The following is a 24,365-nucleotide window of genomic DNA, read 5'->3' as shown; positions in this document are numbered from 1 at the left end:
ATCAATTATTTCGTATATTTGCCACACGGGTTCCATTTGAAACCTCGATGCAAATATGGGGATAATTATCCCCGATTCCAAATTTTACAGGGATAATTTTCAACGAATATGAATAAAATCTTGCCCCGAATTGAAAGTATCGCTAATAATGAAGGCATTACGATAGGTGCTCTGGAACGAAAAATCGGGGCAAGTAAAGGGGTGTTATCGAGAGCTATTGCCAATGGGACCGATATCCAATCGAAATGGATACAGGCGATAGTTGAAAATTATCCCCGCTACTCGACTGAATGGCTACTATCTGGCAAAGGTGAGATGATCCGAGAAGAAATCACGCAACGGGCTACACCAAGCGTTCAGGCACAATTCTCGCTCCGCACGGATCATCCTGTCGAAATGCAGAATGTCCCCCTTTACGAACTCGATGCCTCGGCGGGGTTGGTTGCTCTATTTGCTGACCAGAACCGTCGCACACCCATATCTCACATCCAAATTCCCGATTTGCCTCCATGCGATGGGGCGGTCTACGTCCGAGGTGATTCGATGTATCCGTTACTGAAGAGTGGCGATATTGTATTGTATAAGGAGATCCCCAACGGATCTCAAGGAATATTGTGGGGCGAGATGTACCTTTTGTCATTCACCATCGACGGCGAGAGCTACATCTCGATTAAATACATTCAGAAGGCAGATGACGATCGTTTTGTCCGACTCGTCAGCCACAACCCGCACCACTCTCCGAAAGATATCCCGGCAGACTCAATTCAGGCTCTGGCGTTAATCAAAGCAAGTATCCGGTTCAATACGATGGGATAAACTCAACAAACCATCGCACACACGCTTTTCGGGGTGGCTATTTTGATCAGCCACCCCGAATTATTTGCACATCAGAATATTATAATCATGTGCATTTATTGTACTGTTGGAATATACTCTGTTGAATACTCTGAAACCCCCTTAAATAAGACATCTAAAATAGTTATATATCCATACTAATAGTATTGTCATAGAGCCTAATATGAACACCTAAATGAACATCTTATAATGATTTTTTGTTTTTTATATACGCATCGGATGAACATCTTAACGAACATCTAAATGAACATCTAAATAAAAAAACGACCATATCGGTGCACCTGCCAATATGGTCGTTTGAAAGGGAATTACGATGCGATTGAACAGCGTTTTGAACGGTTGAACGGCTTGCCGAGACAACCACCTATTGTCTATAATGAAGCCCCGCCAGAATTGCCGTTTTATCGGACTCTGGCGGGGCATTGCATGGATTACACACGCATACAGGAAGGCTTATTTTGGGCTGTTTTTCGGGCGTATTTGGGGGCGTGTAACATTTCCTGCTCGAACGTGCCGTTCAAAAGTCCTCCGAAGTAACACGAAAGTATCACCAAAGTCGCATTTCGATCGATCGGCCGCCCGAGGTGGCTTCGCACTTATCTTTCTGTATTACATCGTATTTACGGGTTTGTTGCTCTCTTCCGCTTTGTCACATTTCGTTTTTACCCCCATAGGTGCTTAGCGGTCGAGCGGTCGAAGCGTCCCTTTGGCGGTTCCTTCCGGACGGTCCCGTTCGGTGCGGAACTCCAGAAAGACCCGGTCGGAGTTGTGGAAGAGGGTCACCAGACAGGAGCGGCTTCGCTGCTGCCATCCCCAGCGACCGTGAATTCGGAACTGCACATCTCCGTTTGCCTTCGTGCCGATTCTTTCGATGCGGCCCTGTTCGTCGGTCGCGCGCATCTGGTCCATTCTGTGGGAGTTCCGCGGCCCGAAGAGGTCGGGTGCGAAGCTGACCTCGAGTTGCGGCCCCTGCATGCGGACGTAGCTCTGGTAGGTGTCCAGTCTTTTCCCCTTTCGGGTGTAGACCTCGTCGATGTCGACGACAAACCGCTGCGATTCGAGCGCCGCAAGCGCCGTTTGAAAGGTTTGGTTGCCGGAGTCCGCCGTGGCGGTTGCCCGCCGTTGCGAGGCACAGCCCGACAGCAGGGCGGCCAGCGTCAGTAAAAAAAGATGTGCAACGTGTCTCATGTTTTTTATCTCTTTTTGTCCATGTTTCGGTGACGGTTCCGGCCTTGATCGGAAGTCGATGCGGCTGACGCCCGCGACAGAGGGTGTCATGTCTTCTGATGACAAGATACGAAAAAAATACAATCGTGCAACGTTGCCGGCGTTGAGAATATCACTATCTTTGCACACGGTATCCGGGGCGAACTGCACCGTGGCACGAACCTCGGAGACCGATGAGCGATGCGGAGAGGAACGGTTCTTCCGGCCTGGCCGCGATGCTTGTCTTGGTTGCGGAGTCCATGACCCGATCCTGTTTTGGCCCGGCTTTTGAACTCCGACAGCGGAAGCAACAATGCCTGAACTAAATATATTGTAGCGATTATGAAAAAGATTCTTGCAGCCGCCGGGCTACTTCTGGCGATGACCGCCTGCTGCTGCCAGCAGGAGAACCTGCCTCTCGAAGGCACTTCGTGGAAACTCTCCAAGATGGAGTCGATCCCCGCAACGGCCATTTCGGCCGAGGAGGATGCCTTCACGCTGATGTTCAATGCCGCCGATACGCTGGTGGCCGGACGTACGAACTGCAACCGCTTCTTCGGCCCTTACATCCTCAATGGCAAGAGCCTGAAGTTCGGGGATCTGGGCATGACGCGGATGGCCTGCCCCGATCTGCAGTACGAGACTTCGTTTGTCGAGATGCTCTCGAAGGTGAACGGATTCGAGATTAAGGGTTCGGATCTGAAGCTTCTCGACGGCGATCGGGTTCTGGCCGAGTTCCAGGGAACGCAGGTAGCCGCCGAATAGCCGGATGTCCGGGGCGGGGTGCGTTCTGCCCGCTGTGGTCCCGATCCATCTCTCTTCCCGATACCCGAACCTGCAGCGGTCTGGGTTTCGGGTTTCGAAAAAAGGGTCCCGCGTCAGTCAAGGACGCGGGACCCTTTTTGTGGGGAGAAGGGGCGCAGGCGAAGTTGCAGCGGGGTGCGATAACCAAAAACGGTCCTCTTCCGCAAGGAAGAGGACCGTTATCTTCAGACAGAGGGAGACTACTCGCTCAGCGGGGTAACGCTGACATAGGATCTTCCTTCGCGCTTCTTGCAGAACTCGACGGTTCCGTCCACGAGAGCGAAGAGCGTGTGGTCTTTGCCCATGCCGACATTTTCACCGGCGTTGTGCACCGTACCGCGCTGGCGGACGATGATGTTGCCCGCCTTTGCGAACTGACCGCCGAACAATTTGATGCCGAGTCGCTTGCTTTCGGACTCACGGCCGTTCTTCGAACTACCTACACCTTTTTTGTGTGCCATGATGCTTCAGTTTTTAAAGGTTTATGCAACGATTTCTTCCACGAGGATCTGGGTGAGGTACTGGCGGTGTCCGTTGCACTTCTGGTATCCGGTGCGACGTTTCTTTTTGAAGACCAGAACCTTGTCATCCTTCAGATGCTTGAGGATCTTGCACTTTACTGCGGCGCCTTCAACTACAGGTGCGCCGACTTTGACCTGACCGTCATTGTCTGTGAGCAGGACCTTGTCGAAACTTACGGACGAATTCTCTTCGCCCTGGAGACGGTGAACATAAAGTTTCCGACCTTTTTCAGCTTTGAATTGCTGACCTGCGATCTCTACGATTACGTACATTCTACGTGTAATTGAATGAATTCGGGAGGCAAATATACGGATAATTTCCGAGAAACAAAACGCCGGCGACAAAAAAATTGTCGGGAGGGATCGGGGCACGGTTTTGGCGGGAGGGGTGAGTGGCGATTTTCGGATCGAATCTGTACTCTTTGACGGGAAGAGGGGCTGACGGGTCCGAAAAATTTCCGGGTCTCATAAATTCTTGCTACCTTTACCATGACAATGACGGAAACAGAAGTCAGGAATCCAAAACCGCGAGTGACGATGATAAACGACAAGGTGCGCCAATATCTGCTGCCTCCGCTTTTCAATGCGGCAGTCAGGGCCGGGGCCTCGATCATGCAAGTATACAAGAATTTCGACGATTACGACATCAGCCTCAAGGCCGACTGTACACCCATTACGCTGGCTGACCGGCTGGCCCACCGCACGATCCGCGAGTATCTGGGGCCGACGCGTATTCCGATTCTGTCGGAGGAGGGTCGTGAGATGCGCTACGACGAGCGCCGCAACTGGGAGCTCTACTGGCTGGTGGATCCGTTGGACGGGACCGTGGAGTTCATCAAGGGCAACAACGAGTTCACGGTCAACATCGCCCTGATGGAGAACAACGTCTGCATCGGAGCGGTGATCTACGTGCCCTATTTCGAGAAGATGTACATTGCCGGGCGCGACTCGGGGTCTTACCTGAAGGAGCATGTGGTGCCGGATGCCGGGGCAAACTATACGTACGAGGAGATTGTAGGCGGATGGAGGCGTTTGCCGCTGGAGAGTGAGGCGCACCACGACCACCTGCGGGTGGCTCTTTCGCGGTCGCACCAGACGCGCGAGACGCACGAGGCCGTCGAGCGGCTCCGCGAACGTTATCCCGATCTGGAGATTGTCGAGCAGGGGAGCTCCTACAAGTTCTGCATGCTGGCCGAGGGTCGGGTCGACTACTACGTGCGCACGACCCATACCTACGAGTGGGATACGGCGGCCGGCGAGTTGATTCTCTTGGAGGCGGGGGGCTCCACGCGGTCGCTGCCCGACGAACGGGAGCTGCGCTACAACGAGGAGGACCTGCACAATCCGTGGTTCTGCTGTCGGTCGAAGTACTGCCCCTTCTGAGGACCGGCGGGCGACATTATAATCCGGTGGGCGACATTATATATAATATAAAGGTCCCGGTTTCCGATGTGCGGAGACCGGGATTTTTTTCGTGAGGGGCGCCGGGATTTGTCGGGCAGCCGGAATGTTCTCGGAATGTGTCGGGGTCGATGGCGTTGGGCTGACTGACGTCTGGCGGTGCTGTCGGGGATGGAATGGCCGGGATATTGCCGGGAGGTGCGGACTTCGGCCATGCCCCGGGAATTGTCGGGCGTCTGCTGCTGTCGGGGATGCGGAGCCCCGGAGGTTGTGGTATGCGTTGATGGAAAGATGGTTACCTGGCGGCCTTGTGTTCGATGTCGCAAGCGCCGCAGTTTCCCGAACATCCGGCCAGGGAGTGGCTGTCGGAGCAGTCGGCCGTACCGTCGGCTTCGCGGGTCTCCTGCACGGCGCACTTGATTCCCAGTCGCTGCATGTCCTTGTTGGTCGAGATCTCCGAGTCGATGTGGTGACCCTTGATCATCAGCGTCAGGGACATCCCCACGACGAAGAAGGCAACGGCAACGATGGCGCAGATCAGTACGATTAACCAGGCGGGCATGGCGGTCAAGTTTTTGTGGTTTGAAATTTTGGCTTTCGGGGACAAATGTATATATTTGTCAGATAAATTGCAAAAATGTTGCCCGAAGGATTCGGGCGACGGATCGCAGGATACAATTTCGGAAAACGTATGAAAATCGTCATAGCGGGAGCCGGAGAGATGGGCAGCCATCTGGCGCGGATGCTCAGCGGCAGCGGACACGACATCACGGTGGTGGACAGCGATCAGAAGCTGTTGGCCGAGGTAGGGGCGCTGGCCGACGTGATCACCGTCGAGGGGGACTCGACGACCTTTGCGGTGCTGCGCAAGGCGTCGGTCCGCAAGTGTGACCTCTTTATCGCCGTCAACCACGAGGAGAACGACAACATCGTGGCGGCGATGCTGGCCAAGAAGCTCGGAGCGCGGAAATCCATCGCGCGCATCGACAACAACGAGTATCTCGAGCCCAACAACAAGGAGATGTTCATCGACATGGGCATCGACTACCTGTTCTATCCGGAGAAGGTGGCGGCGCGGGAGGTGATCAACCTGCTGGGCCACACCTCGACGACCGAATACGTGGATTTTTCGAGCGGCAAGCTTTCGCTGGAGGTCTTCCGCCTGGAGCCGGCCTCGCCGCTGGTGGGACAGGTGCTGACGGGCTTTGCCGACGACCAGACTCCGTTGAGCTACCGTACGGTGGCCATCACGCGGGGCGGTCAGACGATCATCCCGCGTGCGGGGGAGGAGTTCATGGAGGGCGACATGATCTACGTGATAGCCCGCCAGGACGCCGTGCACGAGGTGATGGAGTTTTCGGGGCAGACGAACATCGAGATCCGCAACATGATGATCCTGGGCGGTTCGCGCATCGGCATCCGGGTAGCCACGGAGCTGCAGGACGAGGTCAACATCAAGCTCATCGACTACAACGCCGAGAAGGCCTACCGGCTGGCCGAGATGCTGGACAAGACGCTGATCATCAACGAGGACGGCCGCAATACGGAAGCCATGATGGAGGAGGGCCTGTCGAACATGGACGCCTTTGTGGCGGTGACGGGCCGCAGCGAGACGAACATCCTGGCGGCGATGCTGGCCAAGCGGATGGGCGTGAAGAAGGTGATCGCCGAGGTCGAGAACCTGAACTACATCAACCTGGCGGAGTCGATCGGCATCGATACGATCATCAACAAGAAGCTGGTGACGGCGTCGAACATCTTCCGTTTCACGATGTCGACCGACGTGCAGGCGATCAAGTGCCTGACGGGGAGCGACGCCGAGGTGCTGGAGTTCATCGTCAAGCCCAATTCGCCGGCGACCAAATGCCGGATCAAGGATCTGGGGCTTCCCGAGGATACGATCATCGGCGGCATCGTGCGCGGGGACAAGGTTTTCATCGCCGTGGACAACATGGAGATCAACCCCTACGACCGCGTGGTGGTCTTTGCCATGCCGGCGTCGGTAGGGCGCATAGGATATTACTTTAACTGATTTAACTGACGGGGCGGTGCCCCGGGACGGAGAGATACCGGTCGGGAGGCGGACGGGCGCCGGGCATTCCGATGCGGACGACGCGGCGTCATCCGCCGAAAACTGGAGAAAATGTCTTTTCGAAACAGCATACTCAGAGCGTGGTTCTCGCAGCGCGAACGGTCGATAGACCGGTTCCGCCGCCATCCGGTCGAGACCCAGATGCGCATGTTCCGCCGGCTGTTGCGCCGCGGCCGCATGACGGAGTTCGGCGAACGTTACGACCTGCGGCATATCCGTACGGTGGAGCAGTTCGAGTCGTTGGTTGCGACGTTCGACTACGAGACCTTCAAGCCCTACATCGAGCAGATGCGTGCCGGGGCGTGGAACGTCACGTGGCCGGGCCGGGTTTCGTTGTTTGCCCGCTCGTCGGGCACCACGTCGGACCGGAGCAAATACATCCCCGTGACGCGGGAGTCGTTGTGGCGCAACCATACGCTCGGCATGCGCGACGTGGCGACGGTCTATGCGGCCAACTACCCGCGCAGCCGGGTGCTTGAGGGCAAGACGCTGACGCTGGGCGGTTCGTGCATTGCCGAGGGCCGCAATCTGGTGGGTGATCTTTCGGCGCTGCTGATCCACGAGACGAAGTTCTGGAGCGGGTGGTTCCGGGCGCCGCGCATCGAGACGGCCATCATTGCCGATTTCGATGCCAAGTGCGAGGCGATCTGCCGCGAATGTACGGGCGAGCACATCACGGCCTTTGCGGGGGTTCCGTCGTGGAACCTGGCGCTGATGCGCCGCGTGCTGGAGTACACCGGGCGTCGGAATCTGCTGGAGGTTTGGCCCGATCTGGAGATGTTCGCCCACGGCGGGGTGGAGTTCACCCCCTACCGGCGTTCGTTCGAGGAGCTGATCCCCTCCGACGGGATGCACTACATGGAGACCTACAACGCCTCGGAGGGCTTTTTTGCCCTGGCCGACGATCCTTCGCGCAGCGACATGCTGCTGATGCTGGATTACGGGACCTTCTTCGAGTTCCGCGACGGCGAACGGATCGTTCCGCTCGAGGGGGTGGAGTGCGGCAAGGTTTATGCCGTGCTGATCACGTCGAACAACGGCCTGTGGCGCTATGAGATCGGCGATACGGTGGAGTTCACCTCGACGAACCCCTACCGGATCCGTTTTGCGGGGCGCACGCGTCAGTATATCAACGTATTCGGCGAGGAGCTGATTGTCGATAATGCCGAGCGGGCGCTCGCGGCCGCCTGCCGCCGGACGGGAGCCGTGGTGAGCGAATATACGGTCTCGCCGTGCTACATGTCGCTGCGCGAGCGGGGCGCCCACGAGTGGATCGTGGAGTTCGACCGCGAACCCGATTCGATGGAGTCGTTTGCGGCGGCGCTCGACGAGGAGCTGCGGGCCGTCAATTCGGACTACGACGCCAAGCGCCGCACGACGCTCGAGAGGCTGCATCTGCTGTGCATGCCGCGCGGGGGCTTCCTGGCGTGGATGCGGGCGCGGGGGAAGAACAAGGTTCCGCGGCTGATGAACGACCGCCGGGTGGCCGACGACGTGAAGTCGTTTGCGGGGCTCGGCGGCGAAGAGGGGCACTGAGCCTGTCGTTGTTCGTAAACTGGGCGCCATCAGATCCGATAAAACGAGCGTATGAAAACGGTTTCATCATTCCTCATTTTGTTGTTGCTCCTGATCATGCAAAGCTGCGGATTTGTCTATGAACGGCATCTTACTGGGAATTATTACTTGATCGCAGTGGATACCAAAGAGGATATGGATGTGTGTTATCATCAACCGGAAGATGATGCACCTTATACGGGCATAACCGGGGCGAGTGTTTATGCCGTGGGATATGACGATGATTTTATTCTGGTCAAGGCGTACCGTGCGTTGAAGGACAGTATGGGAGTTTCCTTACCGCGTTATGACAGGCATACAACCGAATATTACATCATTCCCGTCAATAACGCGCAGGAGGCCTGGGAGGCGCAGGAAAACAAATTCGGGGCATTCGATGAAGAGGCCTTTGAAGTGAGGCGGAAAGAGCTGGGAGTACCGGATGATATAACATTCAAGAAGCTGTAATAAAAATTATTAACGATATTAACGGGAGGATAACGCTTTACGTTATCTCTTTTCAAATCATTAACGGATACGGTCATGTACATAGCCATTGCAGGAAATATCGGGAGCGGGAAGACGACGCTGACTGAGATGTTGACGCAGCGATACGATGCCAAATGCTATCTGGAGGAGTGTGACAACCCCTATATCGGCGATTTCTACGAGGACATGAACCGTTGGGCGTTCCAACTTCAGATCTCGTTTCTCGGGAGCCGGATCCAGCAGACGATGGACATGCTTTCGGACAACAAGTCGGGGGTGATCTTCCAGGACCGCACGATCTACGAGGATGCTCACATCTTCGCCGACAACCTCCATGAAATGGGACTGATGTCGACGCGCGACATCGAGACCTACATGAAGATCTTCCGCCTGGTGACGTCGCTCATTCCGCAGCCCGACCTGCTGATCTACCTCAAGGCGAGCGTTCCGACGCTCATCTCGCAGATCCGCAAACGGGGCCGCGAGTACGAGATGAATATCGACGAACTCTATCTGAAACGTCTGAACGACAAATACAACCATTGGATCGACACGATCTACGAGGGGGAGGTCTTTGTCGTGGACAAGGACCACGAGGATTTTGTTTCGGATCCGGCGGTCTTCGAGCGGATCTGCGCGCGGTTGGATGCCCTCAAAGCCCGCGAAGAGCGATGAGTCTGCCCGAACGATTCGTCGAACGCACGCTGCGCGAACTCGGCGTGGAGGAGGGTCGGGCCTTGTGCGAGGCGCTGGAGTCGGAGTCCCCGACCTCGGTGCGTCTCAATGCGTCGAAGTGCCGGCCGGCGGGAGCTTCACCGGCCGATAACCGACAAGAGACTGCGACGTTGCCGGGTGGCGCGACGTTGCCGGATTTGCCCCGTCTGCCGCTGTTGAGACGGGTTCCGTGGTGCGCTGACGGCTGGTATCTGCGTGAACGCCCCTCGTTCACGTTCGACCCCGATTTCCACGCCGGGGCCTATTACGTGCAGGAGGCCTCGTCGCAATTCGTCGGCCACCTGTTGCGTGGTCGGCTCCCCGCGGGGGCCCGTGTGCTGGATCTCTGTGCGGCGCCGGGAGGCAAGACAACCCTCTATGCCTCGCTGATCGGACGTGAGGGGCTGGTCGTGGCCAACGAGATCGACCGACGGCGGGCTTCGGTGCTGGCCGACAACGTGCGCAAGTGGGGGACGGGCAACGTGGCCGTGACGTGCTGCGACGCCGCCTCGCTGGGACGCTTCGAGGCGTGGTTCGATGCCGTGACGGTCGACGCCCCCTGCTCGGGCGAAGGGATGTTCCGCAAGGACCCGGCTGCCCGCGGGGAGTGGAGCGAGGCGAACGTGCGTCTCTGTGCCGCGCGTCAGGACGAGATTCTGCGCGAGGCGTGGCGGGCCCTGAAGCCCGGCGGCGTGCTGCTCTACAGCACCTGCACCTTCAACCGCGAGGAGGACGAGGGGTCGCTTGAACGGATGCTCGCATGGGCCGAAACGGAGGTGGAGGAGACCGGACCGGTCGAGGTCGACCCGGCGTGGGGGATCTGCTGCGGCAGGGTAGGGGCCTTCCGTACCTTCCGCTTCTATCCCCATCGGACTTGCGGCGAGGGGTTCTTTGCCGCCGTGGCCCGCAAGTCGGCCGAAGCCGATGCACGGGCGCGCACTCCGAAATCGCGCCGTTCGGTGCTGACGCCCGTCGACCGCAAATGCGCGGCGGAGCTGTTGCGCTGGTTGACGGAGCCCGAAGCGATGCGTTTCGGGATGGCGGGCGACACCTGCTACGCCTGGTATGCCGGACAGGCCGAGGCGGTGCGGACACTATCCGAAGTGCTGCCGGTGATCGGCTCGGGGGTGGCCCTCGGGCAGATCTTCAAGGGGGTGCTGAAACCCGATCCGGCGCTGGCCTTCTTCCCGGGGCTGAACCGCACGGCGGTACCCGTGGCAGAACTGGCGGAGGAGGAGGCGCTGCGTTACCTGCGGCGTCAGGAGATTGCGGCAGCCGGACTGGCCGAGGGGATGAACCTCATCTGTGTGCGGAACCGCGGACTGGGCTTTGCCAAACGGATCGGATCGCGGGTCAACAACCTCTATCCGAACTCATTGCGAATCATGAAACAATAGATATGGCCGAAAAGATTTTTTATACGATGGGCGAAGTGGCCGAGATGTTCGACGTCAACACGTCGCTCCTCCGCCACTGGGAGTCGCAGTTTCCGATTCTCCGCCCGAAGCGCAACAAGAAGGGCAACCGCCTCTTCACGCCGCAGGATGTCGAGCATCTGAAGATGATCTACCACCTGGTCAAGGAGTGCGGCATGACGCTCGACGGGGCCCGGAAGGTGCTTCGCAAGGAGGGGGCAGCCACGGCGGTCGAACGGGATACGCAGCTCATGGAGCATCTGCAACGGATCCGTTCGCTGCTGGTTGAGGTCCGCGAGGATCTGAAGGCCGACAACGGACAGGTTGTCGATGAAGAGGAGGAATCTTGCGTTGCGGCACCGGAGGAGGAGATGCCCCGCAAGGAGCCGCGACGCCGGGGGGTGTCTGCGGATCGGCTCCGCAAACCGAAGATGGTGGATGTAGAGCCAGCCGCCGAACCTGTGGTCGCCGAGCCTGCCGTTGAACCTGCCGAGTCCGCTGCCGAACCCGTGGTCGCCGAACCCGAGGCCGATTCTGCCGCCGGAGTTGGTGTCGAGCCCACTTCCGGGCCTGCAGCCGACCCCGTGATTGTCGAGCCTGCCGCTGAACCTGCCGAGTCCGCTGCCGAACCCGTGGTCGCCGAGCCCGTTGCTGAGTCCGCCTCCGAACCCGTGGTTGCTGAACCCGCTTCCGAACCCGTCCCCGGACAACCGACCCGACGTACGGCCCGGAAACCTCGCCGCAAAAAGGAGGAAACCGAAAACAAGGAGCTCTTTGCCTTCTACGAGCAGTCACTTTTCTGAACGGTTCGAGACCACCGGTTCGAGGCCACCGGTTCGAGGCCACCGGTCAGAGGCCGTCGGTCAGCGCCGTGTCCTGCTTTGCGATCACCCGGAATCGAAAACCTGAAAATACCTATGAATGCCATGAAAATAAAAGAGATAACCGATGTCATCGAACGCTTTGCTCCGCTTGGCTGGCAGGAATCCTATGACAATGCGGGACTTGTGGTCGGCCGCAGCGACGACGAGGTACGTCGGGCGTTGCTGGCTGTCGATGTCACCGAGGAGGTGCTGGACGAGGCCGAAGAGACGGGGTGCGATCTGATCATCACGCACCATCCGATCATCTTCCACGCTCTGAAACGCTTCAATTCGGCGGATCCCGTGCAGCGCTGTGTCGAGCGAGCCATCCGCAGCCGCATTGCCCTCTACGCCTGTCACACGAATCTCGACAGTGCGCCCGGCGGCATGAGCTGGCGTCTGGCCGGGATCCTCGGTATCGGGAATCTGCGACTGTTGCAGCCCTCGTCGGTCGAAGGGGTCGGTTTCGGCGTTGTCGGCGAACTGCCCGAAGCCGTGGAGCCCCTCGCTTATCTGGGCACGGTGCGCGAACGGCTCGGCTGCGGTGCCATCCGATACAGCGATATCGCCATCCCGGCGGTGCGTCGTGTGGCCCTCTGCACGGGTGCCGGAGCCTCGCTCATCGGCGATGCCCTGCAGGCCGGGGCCGATCTCTACATCACGGCGGATCTCAAGTATAACGACTTTATGACCCCCGACAAGCGTCTCATGGTGGCGGATGTCGGTCATTTTGAGAGCGAATATTGTGCAATTCAGTTATTATTTGAGGTTTTGTCGAAAAATTTATGTACCTTTGCGGTTCGCAAGAGTGAACGCTCGCGCAATCCGGTGAATTATCTCGTGTAAGTCTAAACTATACAGTACATTATATGGCAACGCAAAAGAAAACCGCCGACGTTGATTATTCGATGCAGGAGAAGATCCTCGCACTCTACGAGCTGCAGAAGATCGACAGCAAAATCGACCAGATCAACAAGGTGAAAGGTGAACTGCCTCTCGAGGTCCAGGATCTCGAGGATGAAATGGCCGGAATGAAGACCCGCATCGACCACATCAACGGGGAGATCGAGGAGCTCAATGCCCTGACCAAGCAGCGCAAACGCGAGGTGGATCAGGCCAAAATCATGATCGGCAACTACAAGGAGCAGCAGAACAACGTGCGTAACAACCGTGAGTTCGATGCCATCTCCAAGGAGATCGAATATCAGGAACTCGAGATCGAACTGGCCGAGAAGCGCCTCAAGGAGTATGCGGCCGGCATCAAGGCCAAGAAACTCCAGCTCGAAGAGGCCGAAAACCTCTCCAAGGACCGCTCGGCCGACCTGGCGGCCAAAAAGGCCGAACTCGACGGCATCGAGGCCGAAACCGGCCCGCAGGTAGCCGAGTACGAGGCTCAGCGCGAGCAGGTCAAGGCCAAGATCGACGAACGTCTGCTGGCCGCCTACGACCGCATTCGTCGCAATGTCCGCAACGGTTTGGCCGTCGTGACGGTCAAGCGTGATGCCTGTGGCGGCTGCTTCAACCGCATTCCGCCCCAGCGTCAGGTGGAGATTCGTCAGGGCAAGAAGATTATCGTCTGCGAGTATTGCGGCCGCATTCTCGTAGCCGATCCCGAGGCCGCCCAGGAATAAGTGGGTGCCCGGGGGCCCGGGGGGGCAGGCAGGGGGCCGAAGCAGGTGGCCGAGGCAGGGGACCGGAGCAGGGGCCGTCATCCGAAGGTCCCACCTTTGAAAAGCCTTCTCCCTTGAAAGTATCGAATCATGGAACGGGATTCCGCACCGGCGGAGTCCCGTTTTCGTATGCCTCTCTTTTTTAAAGTTTTTTCGGAACTGCGGATGTTAATTTATTAACACGGAAAAGTTTTCCTACTTTTCCAAATAATCCTTAAATTTGCCGCGATTGGATCTTTCCGACTTAAATTACTGCCATGAAAATAGCCATAGCCCAGTTGAACTACACGATCGGTGACATCGACGGCAATACTTCGAAAATCATCGATTCCATTAACAAAGCAAAGGCCCGGCATGCCGATCTGGTCATTTTCGCCGAGCAGGCCGTGAGCGGGACTCCGGCGTTCGACCTCCTCCGCAAAACGACGTTCCTCGAACTGTGTGAAGATGCCCTGGTGGAGATCGCCTCCTGCTGCGACGGTATCGCCGCCATCGTCGGCCTCCCGATTCTTACCGACAAGGGTACCGTCAGTGCCGCAGCCCTCATCCAGGATCGCAAGGTCCTTCGCTATGTCGGCAAAAAATACATCTCCGCACGCCGCGAAATGGGTTTCCTGGTCCCCTCCAAAGGATACGAATACGCCACCATCAAGGGGCACAAGTGCGCCATCATCGTCGGCGATGACCTCAGCCGCGAACACGACTTCGACAAGTCCGTCGAGACCATCATCTCCATCAACGCCCGCCGTTACGGCAAGGGTACGATGATCTACCGCTACGAAATGATGCACAACCTGGCCTTCGTCGAGGGCAAGAACCTCGTGATGGTCAACCAGGTCGGCGGTTCGACCGAGATCGTCTACGACGGCACGTCCGGCGCCCTGAACAAACACGGCGTCCCGGTGCTGATGATGAAGAACTTCGAGGAGGATTTCCAGATCTTCGACACGGAGGCCGCCGAAACCATGCCCCCCGTCGTCATCCCCTCGACCTACAACGACCGCAACCGGCTTGTCTATGAGGCAGCCCGTTGCGGTCTGCGCGATTTCTTCCGCAAGAACAACTACGAAAAGGCCGCCATCGGCCTCTCGGGTGGTATCGACTCGGCCGTAGTGGCCTGTCTGGCCGTCGACGCGCTGGGCGCGAAGAATGTCCGGGCGCTGCTCATGCCCTCGCAGTTCTCGTCGAACGCCTCGGTCGAGGATGCCAAGACCCTGGCCCGGAACCTCGGCATCGAATACAACGTCATCCCCATCTCGGAGATCTACACCAGCGTGGTCAATACGCTGAAACCCGCCATCGGCGTCACGGAGTTCGACTCCACGGAGGAGAACATCCAGACCCGTATCCGCACGGTGCTGCTCATGGCCCTGCAGAACAAGACGGGATACGTACTGCTCAACTCCTCGAACAAGAGCGAAAATGCCCTGGGCCTCTGCACCCTCTACGGCGATACGGCCGGTGCGTTCAGCCCCACGGGCGACCTCTACAAGAGCGAAATGTACGACGTGGCCCGCTATATCAACCGCCGCTTCGGCGATGTGATTCCCGACTCGATTCTCAACAAGGAGCCTTCGTCGGAACTCCACCCCGGTCAGAAGGACAGCGATATCCTTCCGCCCTACGAGGTGGTCGACGCCATTCTGTTCCGCATGATCGAGGAGGGGCAGCACCGTGAGGAGATCGTCAACGCCGGTTTCGACTCCGCCGTGGTCGAGAAGATCCACTCGATGATCATGCACAACGAAAAGAAACGTTTCCAGTTCCCGCCCGTGCTGCGTTTGTCCTCCTGCTCGTTCGGGCACGAGCGCCTCATGCCACTGACGAACAAATACGGAGACTGAACCGTGGAGGCTGGAATCATCGAACACGACGGGATCGTCGAACGTGTCGAAAAGAGGTGCGTTCGCGTGAAGATCACCTCGCAAAGCGCTTGTGGAGCCTGCAAGGCCCGGCAGGCGTGCGGTATGGCCGAGGCGCAGGAGAAGATCATTGTCGTCCCGACGTCCGACGCGGAGCAGTATCGCCCCGGGGAGGAGGTCCGGGTCGGTGTCCGGAAAAAGGCCGGGCGCATCGCCGTTATGCTGGCATATGGCGGTGCGCTTGTCGTTTTGCTGGCGGCGCTCGTCGTGACGATCGTCGTCTGCGGAGCCTCCGAGGGCGCAGGGCTGCTGGCCGCACTGGGCAGCGTGGCAATCTACTACCTGCTGCTGTGGGTCTTCCGCCGCAGAATCGAACACACAATTCAATTTACAATAACTAAAATCTGATGGAAGTATTACTTTACACGATCCTGACACTGTGCGTGTTGGGTGTGCTCGCCGCCGTGATCCTCTACTTCGTGGCCCAGAAGTTCCGCGTCGAGGAGGATCCCCGGATCGACGAGGTGGAGAAAATGCTGCCCGGAGCGAACTGCGGCGGTTGTGGTTTCGCCGGATGTCGCGGTATGGCCGATGCCCTGGTCAAGCGCGATGACATCTCCGAACTCTTCTGCCCGGTCGGCGGCGGCGACTGCATGAAGGCCATTGCCGGCTATCTGGGCAAGGCTGCGGCCGAAAAACAGCCCGAAGTCGCTACGGTCCGTTGCGGCGGTACGTGCGAAAAGCGCCCCCGCACGAACGAGTACAACGGTGCCCGGTCGTGTGCCGTGGCCGCATCGCTCTATGTCGGCGAGACCGGATGTGCGTTCGGCTGTCTGGGATTCGGCGACTGTGTGGCCGCCTGCGTCTTCGACGCCATCCACATGAACCCCCAAACGGGGCTGCCCGAGGTCGATCCCGACAAGTGTACGGCCTGCGGCGCCTGCGTCAAGGCCTGCCCCAAGATGGTCATCGAACTGCGCAAGAAGTGGCCCAAGAACCGCGCCGTCTATGTGTCGTGTGTCTCGAAGGACAAGGGCGCCGTCGTGATGAAGGCCTGCAAGGCCGGTTGCATCGGCTGCGGCAAGTGCGAGAAGGTCTGCGCCTTCGGGGCCATCACCGTCACGAACAACCTGGCCTACATCGATCCGCAGAAGTGCAAGCTCTGCCGCAAGTGTGTCAACGAGTGCCCGACGGGTGCCATCAAGCTCGTCGGCATGGATCCGCTGCCCAAGGAGCCCAAGGCTCCCGCCGCCCCGAAGGCCGCGGCGCCCGCCGAAAAGGCCGCACCGGCTGTCCCGAAGGCCGCTCCGGCTGAAAAGGCCGCTCCGGTTGCCCCGAAAGCGGCTCCGGCGGAGGCTCCTTCGACCCCGACAGAGCCCAATCATGAATCGTAAATAACGTTAGCAGAGATATGAAGACATTTCCAATAGGCGGAGTCCATCCGTCGGCAAACAAACTGAGCAGCGCCAAGGCCATCGAGGTGCTTCCGCTGCCCGAGGTGGTGACGATTCCCCTCGCGCAGCACATCGGAGCTCCGGCCGTGGCCAAGGTCGCCAAGGGCGACAAGGTCCTCACGGGGCAGCTCATCGCCGAAGCCGGCAGCTTCATGTCGGCAAACATCCACTCCCCGATCTCGGGTACGGTGACGGCCGTCGACCTGGTGGCCAACGGTCAGGGCCTGCGCCAGATGATGATCACCATCAAACGCGAGGGCGACGATTGGGCCGAGGGTATTGACCGCTCCGAAACGCTCGTCAAGGAGTGCCGCCTCTCCGCGCAGGAGATCATCGACCGCATCAAGCAGGCCGGCATCGTCGGCATGGGCGGCGCCACCTTCCCCACGCATGTCAAACTCTCGATCCCGGCCGGCAAGAAGGCCGAATGCGTCATCATCAACGGCGTCGAGTGCGAACCCTATCTGACCTCCGACCACCGCGTGATGCTCGAACACGGCGAAGAGCTGGTCGTTGGCGTCACGATCCTGATGAAGGCCGTGGGCGTCGAGAAGGCCTACATCGGTATCGAGAGCAACAAGCCCGATGCCATCGCCCATCTGCGCAAGATCGTCGCTGCGTACAAGGGAATCGAGGTCGTGCCGCTGCAGGTGCGTTATCCGCAGGGCGGTGAGAAGCAGTTGATCGCTGCCGTGACGGGCCGTCAGGTGCCGCCCCCGCCCGCACTGCCGATCGACGTCGGCGCCGTGGTCTGCAACGCCTCGACCACCTATGCCGTCTACCAGGCCGTGCAGAAGGGCATGCCGCTCATTCAGCGCGTGGTGACGATCACCGGCAAGAGCCTCAGGGAGCCCAAGAACCTGCTGACGCGCATGGGTACCCCCGTTTCGACGCTGATCGCCGCCGCCGGCGGTCTGCCCGAAAATACGGGCAAGGTGATCAACGGCGGTCCGATGATGGGTCGCGCGATGGTCAACCTCGATTCGCCCGTCACGAAGGGCTGCTCGGGCATCACCGTGATGTCGGAGCACGACGCCCGCCGCCGGGTGGCCACGCAGTGCATCAAGTGCGCCAAGTGCGTCGCCGCCTGCCCGATGGGTCTGGAGCCCTACTATCTCTCGAAGATGACCCAGAAGAAGAACTGGGACGAGATCGAGGCCCGCATGATCACCTCGTGCATCGAGTGCGGCTGCTGCCAGTCGACCTGCCCGGCCTATCTGCCGCTGCTGGACTGGATCCGTCTGGGCAAACAGACCACCATGGGGCGTATCCGCGCCCGTGCGGCCGCCGCTGCCCCCAAAAAATAACGCGGTCCGTCAATCCGAAAATTAAAACTTACGATAACACTTATGGCAAACAAACTTATTGTCGCTCCCTCGCCGCACGTCCAGACCTTGCAGTCGACGGCCCACATCATGCGCGACGTGGTGATCGCCCTGTTGCCCGCGCTGGTCGTCTCGACCATCGTCTTCGGGGTCGACGTGCTTCGGGTGACGGCCCTCTCGGTCGCTGCCTGCGTGGTGTTCGAATTCCTGATTCAGAAATACGTGGTCCGCGGCCCGCTGACCATCTCCAACTGGTCGGCCGTCGTTACGGGCGTGCTGCTGGCCTTCAACCTCCCGGCCTCGATCCCCTGGTGGATCGTCCTCATCGGCGCCTTCGTCGCCATCGCCATCGCCAAGATGACCTTCGGCGGCCTGGGCAAGAACCCCTTCAATCCGGCTCTGGTCGGACGTGTCTTCCTGCTCGTGGCCTATCCCGTGCAGATGACCACCTGGCCCCTGCCCGTCAACGGCGCCTTCGACGCCCTGTCGGGCGCTACGCCGCTGGCGGCCGTCAAACAGGGTCTGGCCGCCCCCGATGCCCTCGGCGTGCAGGATCTGCTGCTGGGCAACATGCCCGGTTCGCTGGGTGAGGTTGCCGCACTGGCCCTGCTCGTCGGGTTTGTCTACCTGCTGTGGCGCCGCGTCATCACGTGGCACATCCCGGTGACGATCCTCGTGACGATGGCCCTGTTCGCCTTCGTGGTGGCCCTGTGCAAGGGCGAGTCGGGCGCCATGCTCTGGCAGCTGCCCCTGTTCCACGTACTGGCCGGCGGCGCCATCCTCGGTTCGGTCTTCATGGCCACCGACTACTCGACCTCGCCGATGACCGTCAAGGGCGGCGTGATCTTCGGTATCGGTATCGGCGTCATCACGATGCTCATCCGTCTGTGGGGCGCCTATCCCGAGGGCATGTCGTTCGCCATCCTCTTGATGAACGCCTGCGTGCCCCTGATCAACAAGTATGTCAAACCCAAACGCTTCGGCGTAAAATAAGGAGGAAGGATCCATGAAAAGTACACTTGTCAACATGACTGCGGTCCTCTTCGTCATTACGCTCGTGGCGTCGGCCGGCGTCGGCGTCGTGAACATGATCACCGAAGAGCCGATCGCCCTGGCCAAGGAGGCCGCCACGAAGGCCGCTCTTGCCGAAGTGCTCCCGGCCTTCGATTCGACCGAGGAGCAGACCCTGACCGTCGATGAACTCCCCATTACGGTCTACACCGCCACCAAAGAGGGTCAGGTGACCGGTTATGCCGTGCAGACGATGACCAAACAGGGCTTCAACGGCGTTGTTCGGCTGATGGTGGGCTTCACGCCCGACGGCGAGGTCGTCAACGTCAACGTCCTCGAACAGTCCGAGACCCCCGGTCTGGGAACCAAAATGGCCGATGAAGGCAACCCGCTGCTGGGCAGCATTCAGGGCCAGAAACTCGAAAACAAGAAACTCGTCGACGGAAAACTCGCCGTGACGAAGGATGGCGGCGATGTCGATGCGCTGACGGCCGCTACGATCTCCTCGCGTGCCTATGTCGATGCCGTCAACCGCGCCTGGATGGCCTACAAGAGTGTGGCTGCGGGCGTCGAGGCTACGGATACCGCCTCCGGTGCCACGCATTCCGTCGCTGAACAAACCAATGAGCCTGTGGCTCAGGAAGGAGGGCAATATGAATAAACTGAAAATCGCCTTGAGCGGCATCATCAAGAACAACCCGACGTTCGTACTGGTGCTCGGCATGTGCCCCACGCTGGGTACCACCACCTCGGCCGAAAACGGCATGGGTATGGGTCTGGCTACGGCCGCCGTGCTGACCCTGTCGAACCTCGTGATCTCGCTCATCAAGAACCTCATCCCGGACAAGGTCCGCATCCCGGCCTTCATCGTCGTGATCGCCTCGTTCGTTACCGTGATCCAGATGCTGATGCAGGCCTTCGTGCCGGCACTCTACGCCTCGCTGGGCGTCTTCATCCCGCTGATCGTCGTCAACTGCATCATCCTCGGACGCGCCGAGGCCTTCGCCTCGAAAAACTCGCCCGTCGACTCGATGATGGACGGTCTGGGCGTCGGTCTGGGTTTCACCCTCTCGCTGACGGTCATCGGCGCCGTGCGCGAGATCCTCGGCAGCGGCGCCATCTTCGGCGTCAGCCTCGGCATCTCCGACTACACGCCCCTGATCTTCGTCCTTGCACCCGGTGCCTTCCTCGTGTTGGGGTATCTGATGGTTCTGTTTAACAAATTAGCCAAGAAGTAGTCATGGAGATCTCCTATTTCGCAATCATCATCGGCGCCATCTTCGTCAACAACGTCGTTCTGGCCCAGTTCCTCGGCATCTGCCCCTTCCTGGGCGTGTCGTCGAAGGTCGAAACCTCGATGGGTATGGGTGCCGCTGTTACGTTCGTCATGGCCCTGACCGCGCTGGTGGCCTGGCCCATTCAGACCTATATCCTTGTCCCGCTGCACATCGAGTACATGCAGACGATCGTCTTCATCCTTGTCATCGCAGCGCTGGTGCAGATGGTCGAGATCATCCTCAAGAAGGTTTCCCCGTCGCTCTATCAGGCGCTGGGTATCTTCCTGCCGCTGATCACCACGAACTGCGCCGTGCTGGGCGTCGCCATCCTCATGATCCAGAAGGAGTTCAACCTGCTGCAGAGCGTCGCCTATTCGGTCTCCACGGCCCTGGGATTCGCCCTGGCACTGGTGATTTTTGCCGGCATCCGCGAGCGTCTGGAGTTCGAGGAGGTGCCCAAGGCCTTCCGCGGTGTCCCCATCGCCCTGATCACGGCCGGCATCCTGGCCATGGCCTTCCTCGGCTTCTCGGGTCTGGTTTAGTGAATGCTCCCGGGGACGGACCTGCGCCGGTCCGCCGCCCGCCAACGATTTGGTCCGTACGTCGTTCTGCCTTCGTGCAGCGACGTGCGGACCGTTTCTTTGTAAAAAAATGAGGCGTTTCTTCGTTTCTTGACGGCAATTCGCTATTTTTGCACTATTGTAATCTCATAATCCCCAAAAATTCCCGAACTGCATGGAGGATATCATAAAACTTCACGACAGGAAGTTCAAGATCATGATTCCCGCGGCCAAGATCGACCAGGCGGTCGAGGCGGTCGCCCAACGGATCAATCACGATTACGCCGACAAGGAGACCCCCTTGTTTCTGGGCATTCTCAACGGTTCGTTCATGTTCATGAGCGATCTGATCAAGAAGATCGATTTCCAGAACGAACTCTCGTTCGTCAAACTCGCCTCCTACGAAGGCACCGAATCCTCGGGACAGGTGCGCAGTCTGATCGGTCTGACCACGCCGATCGAGGGCCGTCACGTCATCATCGTCGAGGACATCGTCGACACGGGCGAGTCGATCGACCACATGATCCGCGATCTGGAGAAGCGCAAACCTGCCTCGATCGAGGTCTGCACGCTCTTCTTCAAGCCCGGCTCCTACCGCAAGACACGCCCGATCAAGTACCGCGCCATGGAGATCGGCAATGAATTCATCGTCGGCTACGGTCTGGACTACAACCAGCTGGGCCGCAGTCTGAAGGATATTTACGTCGTGACGGAGTAATGGCTGTGACGACTGATCCCGCGTTGTTCGACGGCGGACGGCTGCTGCCCCTCGTCGAGGACTTCTATACGATTCAGGGCGAGGGTTTCCATGCCGGAAAGCCCGCCTATTTCATCCGGCTGGGCGGCTGCGACGTCGGCTGCCGGTGGTGCGACGCCAAGTATACGTGGAACCCGAAGCTCTATCCGCCGACCGACGTGCGGACGGTCATCGAGCGTGCCACGTCGTGTCCGGCGCAGGCCATCGTCATTACGGGCGGCGAACCGCTGCTCTATCCTCTGGGCGTGCTGACCGACGAACTGCGCAAAAAGGGTCTCGAGATCTTCCTCGAAACCTCCGGGTCGCACCCCTTCAGCGGGGTGTTCGACTGGGTCTGCCTCTCGCCCAAGCGGCAGCAGCCCCCGTTGGACGAGGCATACGGCCGGGCCGACGAACTGAAGGTAATCATCGAATCGGAGGCCGATCTGGAGTGGGCCGAGCAGAATGCCGCCCGCGTACGCCGGCGTTGCCTGCTCTACCTGCAGCCCGAGTGGAGCCGTTCGGAGGAGGTCATGCCCCTGCTGGTGGAGTATGCCAAGGCCTATCCGCACTGGAACATCTCGATCCAGACCCACAAGTATATGCATATTCCGTAGCCGGTGATGAAGATTCGGATTGGACGTCGTTTCTGGATCCTCCTCACGGCAGGCATCGTGGTCTTCTCGGTCTTCGTGATCGGGCGGAACGCCCTGCATGCCGTGAAGATCAAACGGCAGATCAATGGCCTCGAGCGGCAGTATGACTTCTACGTCGAAAAGATCGCTCAGGACAGTACGCTGCTCGAAAGACTGCGTTACGACGACTATCTCGAAGAGTATGCCCGCGAGCATTACCACATGCAGCGGCGCAACGAACACGTCTACATCCTGGAAGAGTAGACGGCCGATAGGCGGCACCAACGAATCGGGCCCTTCTCCATCGGGAGAGGGCCCGATTTTTTGGGGGCTGGCGGGAGTGGCCGGTGAGTTGCTCCCGGAACGACGGTGGAGCGAAAGTACGGGCTGTCGTTTCGGTCCGCGCGGGTGCTCCGCTAATAGTGCGAAAATCCCTGCCAGTCGTGGGGCTCGGGGCGGCCGTTGCGCAGCCAGGTGAGCCCCGCCTCGGAGGTGATGCGGCCGATGGGGTAGAGCGGCGTGCCGAAGCGTGTGCGGAACTCCGCCGTGAGCCGTTCGGCCGAGGCGGTGTCGGCCGTCAGCAGCAGCTTGTAGTCCTCGCCCCCGCAGAGCGCCGTCTGCAGGTCGGAGCCCGCGGCCACGGGAATCTGTTCGAGGTCGATCTCCGCCCCGACGTGCGAGAGGTCGAGGATGTGGCGCAGATCCGAAGCCAGCCCGTCCGAGAGGTCCATCATGGCGTGGACCTCCGGCCGCGAGCCGAACCACACCCCCTCGTCGACCTGCGGCACGGGGTTGCGGTGGAGGGCAGCCAGCGGGGTGTCGAGCCGTCCGGCAAGCAGATCGCGCAGTCCGGCTCCCGAGGCGCCCAGTTTGCCCGCTGCAAGGATCACGTCGCCCGGGCGGGCGTCGCGGCGCCGCTTGAGGTGCGTAAGAGGGGCGCGGCCGATGGCCGTGACGTTGATCGTGATGCCGGCTTCGGAGCGCGTCGTGTCACCCCCGACAAGCGGCGTGGAGTAGCGTTCGGAGAGCGTGCGGTACCCCTCGATGAACTCCAGCGCCCACGACTGGGCGGCATCCCGCGGAAGGGCAATCGACAACAGCGTCGCTACGGGACGCGCCCCCATCGAGGCCACGTCGCTCAGATTGACGGCCAGCGATTTGCCGCCCAGTTCGCGCGCCGAGGTGGCGTGGCGCAGGAAGTGGACCCCCTCGGTCAGCAGGTCTGCCGTGAAGACAAGCGCCTCGCCCCCGGCGAGCGGCAGCACGGCGCAATCGTCGCCGATTCCCTCGAATCCCTGATCGGGAATCGGGGCGAAAAGTCGGCGTATCTGTTCGATGAATCCGAATTCGGTCATGTTTTTGTTGCGGCTGTGGGGCAAAGATACCGATTTTTCGTCGAAAATAGTTACCTTTGTTCCGAATTCCCCGGCCGCGATCCCCGCGGCGCGGACCCATAACCCGTAAACTCATGAAAATACTGATTCTCAACGGCCCGAATCTCAACCTGCAGGGACGTCGCGACCCGGCCGTCTACGGCACGCAAACCTTCGGGAAACTCTTCGATGAATTGCGCTCCCGTTATCCGCAGGTCGAGTTCGACTACGTGCAGTCGAACCACGAAGGGGTGCTCATCGACACGATCCAGCAGGCCGACGGCCGCTTCGACGGCGTCGTGCTCAATGCCGGCGGATACACCCATACGTCGGTGGCACTGCGGGATGCCGTGGCTGCCGTCGAGGTGCCGGTTGTCGAGGTGCACATCTCCTCGATCCTCGCCCGCGAGTCGTTCCGCCACACCTCGCTGCTCGCCTCCGTGGCCATGGGGTCGATCATGGGCTTCGGGCTCGACTCCTATCGTCTGGGTGTCGAGGCGCTGATTCACGCCGCTGCGGCCCGATAATTGGGGGATTCACAGGTTATC

The 24,365-nt window shown here is 59.5% G+C and carries 27 protein-coding genes and 1 pseudogene; 23 read left to right on the top strand and 5 right to left on the bottom strand.

Translation table 11 applies throughout. From position 1 onward, the window contains the following. Positions 1-108 precede the first annotated feature (108 nt). On the top strand, positions 109-816 hold the full coding sequence (locus B5G09_RS10160) for a S24 family peptidase (RefSeq protein WP_087405059.1): 708 nt from the start codon (positions 109-111) through the stop codon (positions 814-816). Between the two features lie 717 nt (positions 817-1,533). Here the strand turns inward: B5G09_RS10160 and B5G09_RS10155 are convergent. Continuing rightward, positions 1,534-2,043, bottom strand: a complete 510-nt coding sequence (locus B5G09_RS10155; protein ID WP_087311681.1) for a hypothetical protein — start codon at positions 2,041-2,043, stop codon at positions 1,534-1,536. A gap of 360 nt (positions 2,044-2,403) precedes the next feature. Between B5G09_RS10155 and B5G09_RS10150 the strand changes: the two genes are divergently transcribed. Beyond that, complete coding sequence (locus B5G09_RS10150; protein WP_241147630.1) at positions 2,404-2,826, top strand: META domain-containing protein; 423 nt, start codon at positions 2,404-2,406, stop codon at positions 2,824-2,826. A 239-nt stretch (positions 2,827-3,065) separates the two neighbouring features. On the opposite strand, the gene rpmA is transcribed toward B5G09_RS10150, so the two are convergent. Together rpmA and rplU are read right to left on the bottom strand one after the other, a co-directional pair. Next, the gene (gene rpmA / locus B5G09_RS10145; protein WP_087311677.1) at positions 3,066-3,326 is read right to left on the bottom strand and encodes a 50S ribosomal protein L27; all 261 of its coding nucleotides are present in this window, start codon (positions 3,324-3,326) and stop codon (positions 3,066-3,068) included. 21 nt (positions 3,327-3,347) lie between these two features. Next, a complete protein-coding gene (gene rplU, locus B5G09_RS10140) occupies positions 3,348-3,659 on the bottom strand; it encodes a 50S ribosomal protein L21 (protein ID WP_022308068.1) in 312 nt (103 codons plus the stop codon). A gap of 264 nt (positions 3,660-3,923) precedes the next feature. Here rplU and B5G09_RS10135 point away from each other — a divergent pair, with 264 nt between their 5' ends. After that, a complete protein-coding gene (locus B5G09_RS10135; RefSeq protein ID WP_087311675.1) occupies positions 3,924-4,769 on the top strand; it encodes a 3'(2'),5'-bisphosphate nucleotidase CysQ in 846 nt (281 codons plus the stop codon). Positions 4,770-5,082: 313 nt separating this feature from the next. Here B5G09_RS10135 and B5G09_RS10130 read toward each other — a convergent pair whose 3' ends face one another. Further along, positions 5,083-5,349 (bottom strand): hypothetical protein, encoded by a 267-nt coding sequence (locus B5G09_RS10130; RefSeq protein ID WP_087311752.1) that lies wholly within the window; start codon positions 5,347-5,349, stop codon positions 5,083-5,085. A gap of 129 nt (positions 5,350-5,478) precedes the next feature. On the opposite strand from B5G09_RS10130, the gene trkA reads away from it, so the two are divergent. The 19 genes and pseudogenes from trkA to B5G09_RS10035 all read left to right on the top strand — a co-directional run bounded on the left by trkA (position 5,479) and on the right by B5G09_RS10035 (position 22,708). After that, a complete protein-coding gene (gene trkA / locus B5G09_RS10125) occupies positions 5,479-6,819 on the top strand; it encodes a Trk system potassium transporter TrkA (protein WP_087405107.1) in 1,341 nt (446 codons plus the stop codon). Positions 6,820-6,930: 111 nt separating this feature from the next. Beyond that, positions 6,931-8,415: a GH3 auxin-responsive promoter family protein gene (locus B5G09_RS10120; protein ID WP_087405057.1), complete on the top strand. Its 1,485-nt coding sequence runs from the start codon at positions 6,931-6,933 to the stop codon at positions 8,413-8,415. Between the two features lie 51 nt (positions 8,416-8,466). After that, positions 8,467-8,901: a DUF3997 domain-containing protein gene (locus B5G09_RS10115; protein WP_087311671.1), complete on the top strand. Its 435-nt coding sequence runs from the start codon at positions 8,467-8,469 to the stop codon at positions 8,899-8,901. A gap of 75 nt (positions 8,902-8,976) precedes the next feature. Then, a complete protein-coding gene (locus tag B5G09_RS10110; protein WP_087311669.1) occupies positions 8,977-9,597 on the top strand; it encodes a deoxynucleoside kinase in 621 nt (206 codons plus the stop codon). Next, positions 9,594-11,033 carry a methyltransferase domain-containing protein gene (locus tag B5G09_RS10105; RefSeq protein ID WP_087405056.1) on the top strand — a complete coding sequence of 480 codons (1,440 nt, stop codon included), beginning with the start codon at positions 9,594-9,596 and terminating at the stop codon, positions 11,031-11,033. The genes B5G09_RS10110 and B5G09_RS10105 overlap by 4 nt, the downstream gene beginning before the upstream one ends. Before the next feature lie 2 nt (positions 11,034-11,035). Continuing rightward, positions 11,036-11,380, top strand: a pseudogene (locus B5G09_RS13950) (MerR family transcriptional regulator); the annotation flags it as partial. 597 nt (positions 11,381-11,977) lie between these two features. Then, entirely contained in the window at positions 11,978-12,760 is a 783-nt protein-coding gene (locus tag B5G09_RS10095) for a Nif3-like dinuclear metal center hexameric protein (protein ID WP_087311747.1), read from the top strand. Between the two features lie 23 nt (positions 12,761-12,783). Then, positions 12,784-13,545, top strand: a complete 762-nt coding sequence (locus B5G09_RS10090; protein WP_087311663.1) for a C4-type zinc ribbon domain-containing protein — start codon at positions 12,784-12,786, stop codon at positions 13,543-13,545. Positions 13,546-13,841: 296 nt separating this feature from the next. Next, the gene (locus tag B5G09_RS10085; RefSeq protein WP_087311647.1) at positions 13,842-15,428 is read left to right on the top strand and encodes an NAD+ synthase; all 1,587 of its coding nucleotides are present in this window, start codon (positions 13,842-13,844) and stop codon (positions 15,426-15,428) included. A 3-nt stretch (positions 15,429-15,431) separates the two neighbouring features. Beyond that, the gene (locus B5G09_RS10080) at positions 15,432-15,854 is read left to right on the top strand and encodes a SoxR reducing system RseC family protein (RefSeq protein ID WP_087311645.1); all 423 of its coding nucleotides are present in this window, start codon (positions 15,432-15,434) and stop codon (positions 15,852-15,854) included. Next, positions 15,854-16,840, top strand: a complete 987-nt coding sequence (locus B5G09_RS10075) for an RnfABCDGE type electron transport complex subunit B (RefSeq protein WP_087405054.1) — start codon at positions 15,854-15,856, stop codon at positions 16,838-16,840. The genes B5G09_RS10080 and B5G09_RS10075 overlap by 1 nt, the downstream gene beginning before the upstream one ends. Positions 16,841-16,857: 17 nt before the next feature. Next, entirely contained in the window at positions 16,858-18,207 is a 1,350-nt protein-coding gene (rsxC, locus tag B5G09_RS10070; RefSeq protein ID WP_087405053.1) for an electron transport complex subunit RsxC, read from the top strand. A gap of 42 nt (positions 18,208-18,249) precedes the next feature. Next, entirely contained in the window at positions 18,250-19,218 is a 969-nt protein-coding gene (locus B5G09_RS10065; protein ID WP_087311639.1) for an RnfABCDGE type electron transport complex subunit D, read from the top strand. A 13-nt stretch (positions 19,219-19,231) separates the two neighbouring features. Continuing rightward, a complete protein-coding gene (locus B5G09_RS10060; protein ID WP_241147629.1) occupies positions 19,232-19,897 on the top strand; it encodes an RnfABCDGE type electron transport complex subunit G in 666 nt (221 codons plus the stop codon). Further along, the gene (locus B5G09_RS10055; protein ID WP_087405051.1) at positions 19,890-20,474 is read left to right on the top strand and encodes an electron transport complex subunit E; all 585 of its coding nucleotides are present in this window, start codon (positions 19,890-19,892) and stop codon (positions 20,472-20,474) included. The genes B5G09_RS10060 and B5G09_RS10055 overlap by 8 nt, the downstream gene beginning before the upstream one ends. Positions 20,475-20,476: 2 nt before the next feature. Further along, complete coding sequence (gene rsxA, locus B5G09_RS10050; RefSeq protein ID WP_087311637.1) at positions 20,477-21,055, top strand: electron transport complex subunit RsxA; 579 nt, start codon at positions 20,477-20,479, stop codon at positions 21,053-21,055. Positions 21,056-21,248: 193 nt separating this feature from the next. Continuing rightward, positions 21,249-21,791: a hypoxanthine phosphoribosyltransferase gene (gene hpt, locus B5G09_RS10045; RefSeq protein ID WP_087311635.1), complete on the top strand. Its 543-nt coding sequence runs from the start codon at positions 21,249-21,251 to the stop codon at positions 21,789-21,791. After that, positions 21,791-22,426 carry a 7-carboxy-7-deazaguanine synthase QueE gene (locus B5G09_RS10040; protein WP_087405050.1) on the top strand — a complete coding sequence of 212 codons (636 nt, stop codon included), beginning with the start codon at positions 21,791-21,793 and terminating at the stop codon, positions 22,424-22,426. Before hpt ends, B5G09_RS10040 begins: the two co-directional genes overlap by 1 nt. A gap of 6 nt (positions 22,427-22,432) precedes the next feature. Beyond that, positions 22,433-22,708, top strand: a complete 276-nt coding sequence (locus B5G09_RS10035; protein WP_087311631.1) for a septum formation initiator family protein — start codon at positions 22,433-22,435, stop codon at positions 22,706-22,708. A gap of 152 nt (positions 22,709-22,860) precedes the next feature. Here the strand turns inward: B5G09_RS10035 and thiL are convergent, their stop codons facing one another. Beyond that, positions 22,861-23,799, bottom strand: coding sequence for a thiamine-phosphate kinase (gene thiL / locus B5G09_RS10030; RefSeq protein WP_087405106.1), 939 nt, complete (start codon positions 23,797-23,799; stop codon positions 22,861-22,863). A gap of 113 nt (positions 23,800-23,912) precedes the next feature. Here thiL and aroQ point away from each other — a divergent pair, with 113 nt between their 5' ends. Beyond that, positions 23,913-24,344 (top strand): type II 3-dehydroquinate dehydratase, encoded by a 432-nt coding sequence (gene aroQ, locus B5G09_RS10025; RefSeq protein WP_087405049.1) that lies wholly within the window; start codon positions 23,913-23,915, stop codon positions 24,342-24,344. Positions 24,345-24,365 lie beyond the last annotated feature (21 nt).

Origin of the sequence: Alistipes sp. An54 (assembly GCF_002159375.1) — a bacterium.
GTDB lineage: Bacteria > Bacteroidota > Bacteroidia > Bacteroidales > Rikenellaceae > Alistipes > Alistipes megaguti.
This window is presented reverse-complemented; position numbering and strand designations above follow the sequence as displayed.

Excerpts from the sequence above, each read along its gene's own strand:
- B5G09_RS10150 (WP_241147630.1), top strand. The coding sequence starts at position 2,404 with ATGAAAAAGATTCTTGCAGCCGCCGGGCTACTTCTGGCGATGACCGCC.
- B5G09_RS10055 (WP_087405051.1), top strand. The coding sequence starts at position 19,890 with ATGAATAAACTGAAAATCGCCTTGAGCGGCATCATCAAGAACAACCCG.
- B5G09_RS10130 (WP_087311752.1), bottom strand. The coding sequence starts at position 5,349 with ATGCCCGCCTGGTTAATCGTACTGATCTGCGCCATCGTTGCCGTTGCC.
- rplU (WP_022308068.1), bottom strand. The coding sequence starts at position 3,659 with ATGTACGTAATCGTAGAGATCGCAGGTCAGCAATTCAAAGCTGAAAAA.
- B5G09_RS10135 (WP_087311675.1), top strand. The coding sequence starts at position 3,924 with ATGATAAACGACAAGGTGCGCCAATATCTGCTGCCTCCGCTTTTCAAT.
- B5G09_RS10040 (WP_087405050.1), top strand. The coding sequence starts at position 21,791 with ATGGCTGTGACGACTGATCCCGCGTTGTTCGACGGCGGACGGCTGCTG.
- B5G09_RS10060 (WP_241147629.1), top strand. The coding sequence starts at position 19,232 with ATGAAAAGTACACTTGTCAACATGACTGCGGTCCTCTTCGTCATTACG.
- B5G09_RS10120 (WP_087405057.1), top strand. The coding sequence starts at position 6,931 with ATGTCTTTTCGAAACAGCATACTCAGAGCGTGGTTCTCGCAGCGCGAA.
- trkA (WP_087405107.1), top strand. The coding sequence starts at position 5,479 with ATGAAAATCGTCATAGCGGGAGCCGGAGAGATGGGCAGCCATCTGGCG.
- hpt (WP_087311635.1), top strand. The coding sequence starts at position 21,249 with ATGGAGGATATCATAAAACTTCACGACAGGAAGTTCAAGATCATGATT.
- B5G09_RS10155 (WP_087311681.1), bottom strand. The coding sequence starts at position 2,043 with ATGAGACACGTTGCACATCTTTTTTTACTGACGCTGGCCGCCCTGCTG.
- B5G09_RS10085 (WP_087311647.1), top strand. The coding sequence starts at position 13,842 with ATGAAAATAGCCATAGCCCAGTTGAACTACACGATCGGTGACATCGAC.
- aroQ (WP_087405049.1), top strand. The coding sequence starts at position 23,913 with ATGAAAATACTGATTCTCAACGGCCCGAATCTCAACCTGCAGGGACGT.
- B5G09_RS10160 (WP_087405059.1), top strand. The coding sequence starts at position 109 with ATGAATAAAATCTTGCCCCGAATTGAAAGTATCGCTAATAATGAAGGC.
- B5G09_RS10090 (WP_087311663.1), top strand. The coding sequence starts at position 12,784 with ATGGCAACGCAAAAGAAAACCGCCGACGTTGATTATTCGATGCAGGAG.
- B5G09_RS10115 (WP_087311671.1), top strand. The coding sequence starts at position 8,467 with ATGAAAACGGTTTCATCATTCCTCATTTTGTTGTTGCTCCTGATCATG.
- rsxA (WP_087311637.1), top strand. The coding sequence starts at position 20,477 with ATGGAGATCTCCTATTTCGCAATCATCATCGGCGCCATCTTCGTCAAC.
- B5G09_RS10075 (WP_087405054.1), top strand. The coding sequence starts at position 15,854 with ATGGAAGTATTACTTTACACGATCCTGACACTGTGCGTGTTGGGTGTG.
- B5G09_RS10105 (WP_087405056.1), top strand. The coding sequence starts at position 9,594 with ATGAGTCTGCCCGAACGATTCGTCGAACGCACGCTGCGCGAACTCGGC.
- B5G09_RS10095 (WP_087311747.1), top strand. The coding sequence starts at position 11,978 with ATGAAAATAAAAGAGATAACCGATGTCATCGAACGCTTTGCTCCGCTT.
- rsxC (WP_087405053.1), top strand. The coding sequence starts at position 16,858 with ATGAAGACATTTCCAATAGGCGGAGTCCATCCGTCGGCAAACAAACTG.
- B5G09_RS10110 (WP_087311669.1), top strand. The coding sequence starts at position 8,977 with ATGTACATAGCCATTGCAGGAAATATCGGGAGCGGGAAGACGACGCTG.
- B5G09_RS10065 (WP_087311639.1), top strand. The coding sequence starts at position 18,250 with ATGGCAAACAAACTTATTGTCGCTCCCTCGCCGCACGTCCAGACCTTG.
- thiL (WP_087405106.1), bottom strand. The coding sequence starts at position 23,799 with ATGACCGAATTCGGATTCATCGAACAGATACGCCGACTTTTCGCCCCG.
- B5G09_RS10035 (WP_087311631.1), top strand. The coding sequence starts at position 22,433 with ATGAAGATTCGGATTGGACGTCGTTTCTGGATCCTCCTCACGGCAGGC.
- rpmA (WP_087311677.1), bottom strand. The coding sequence starts at position 3,326 with ATGGCACACAAAAAAGGTGTAGGTAGTTCGAAGAACGGCCGTGAGTCC.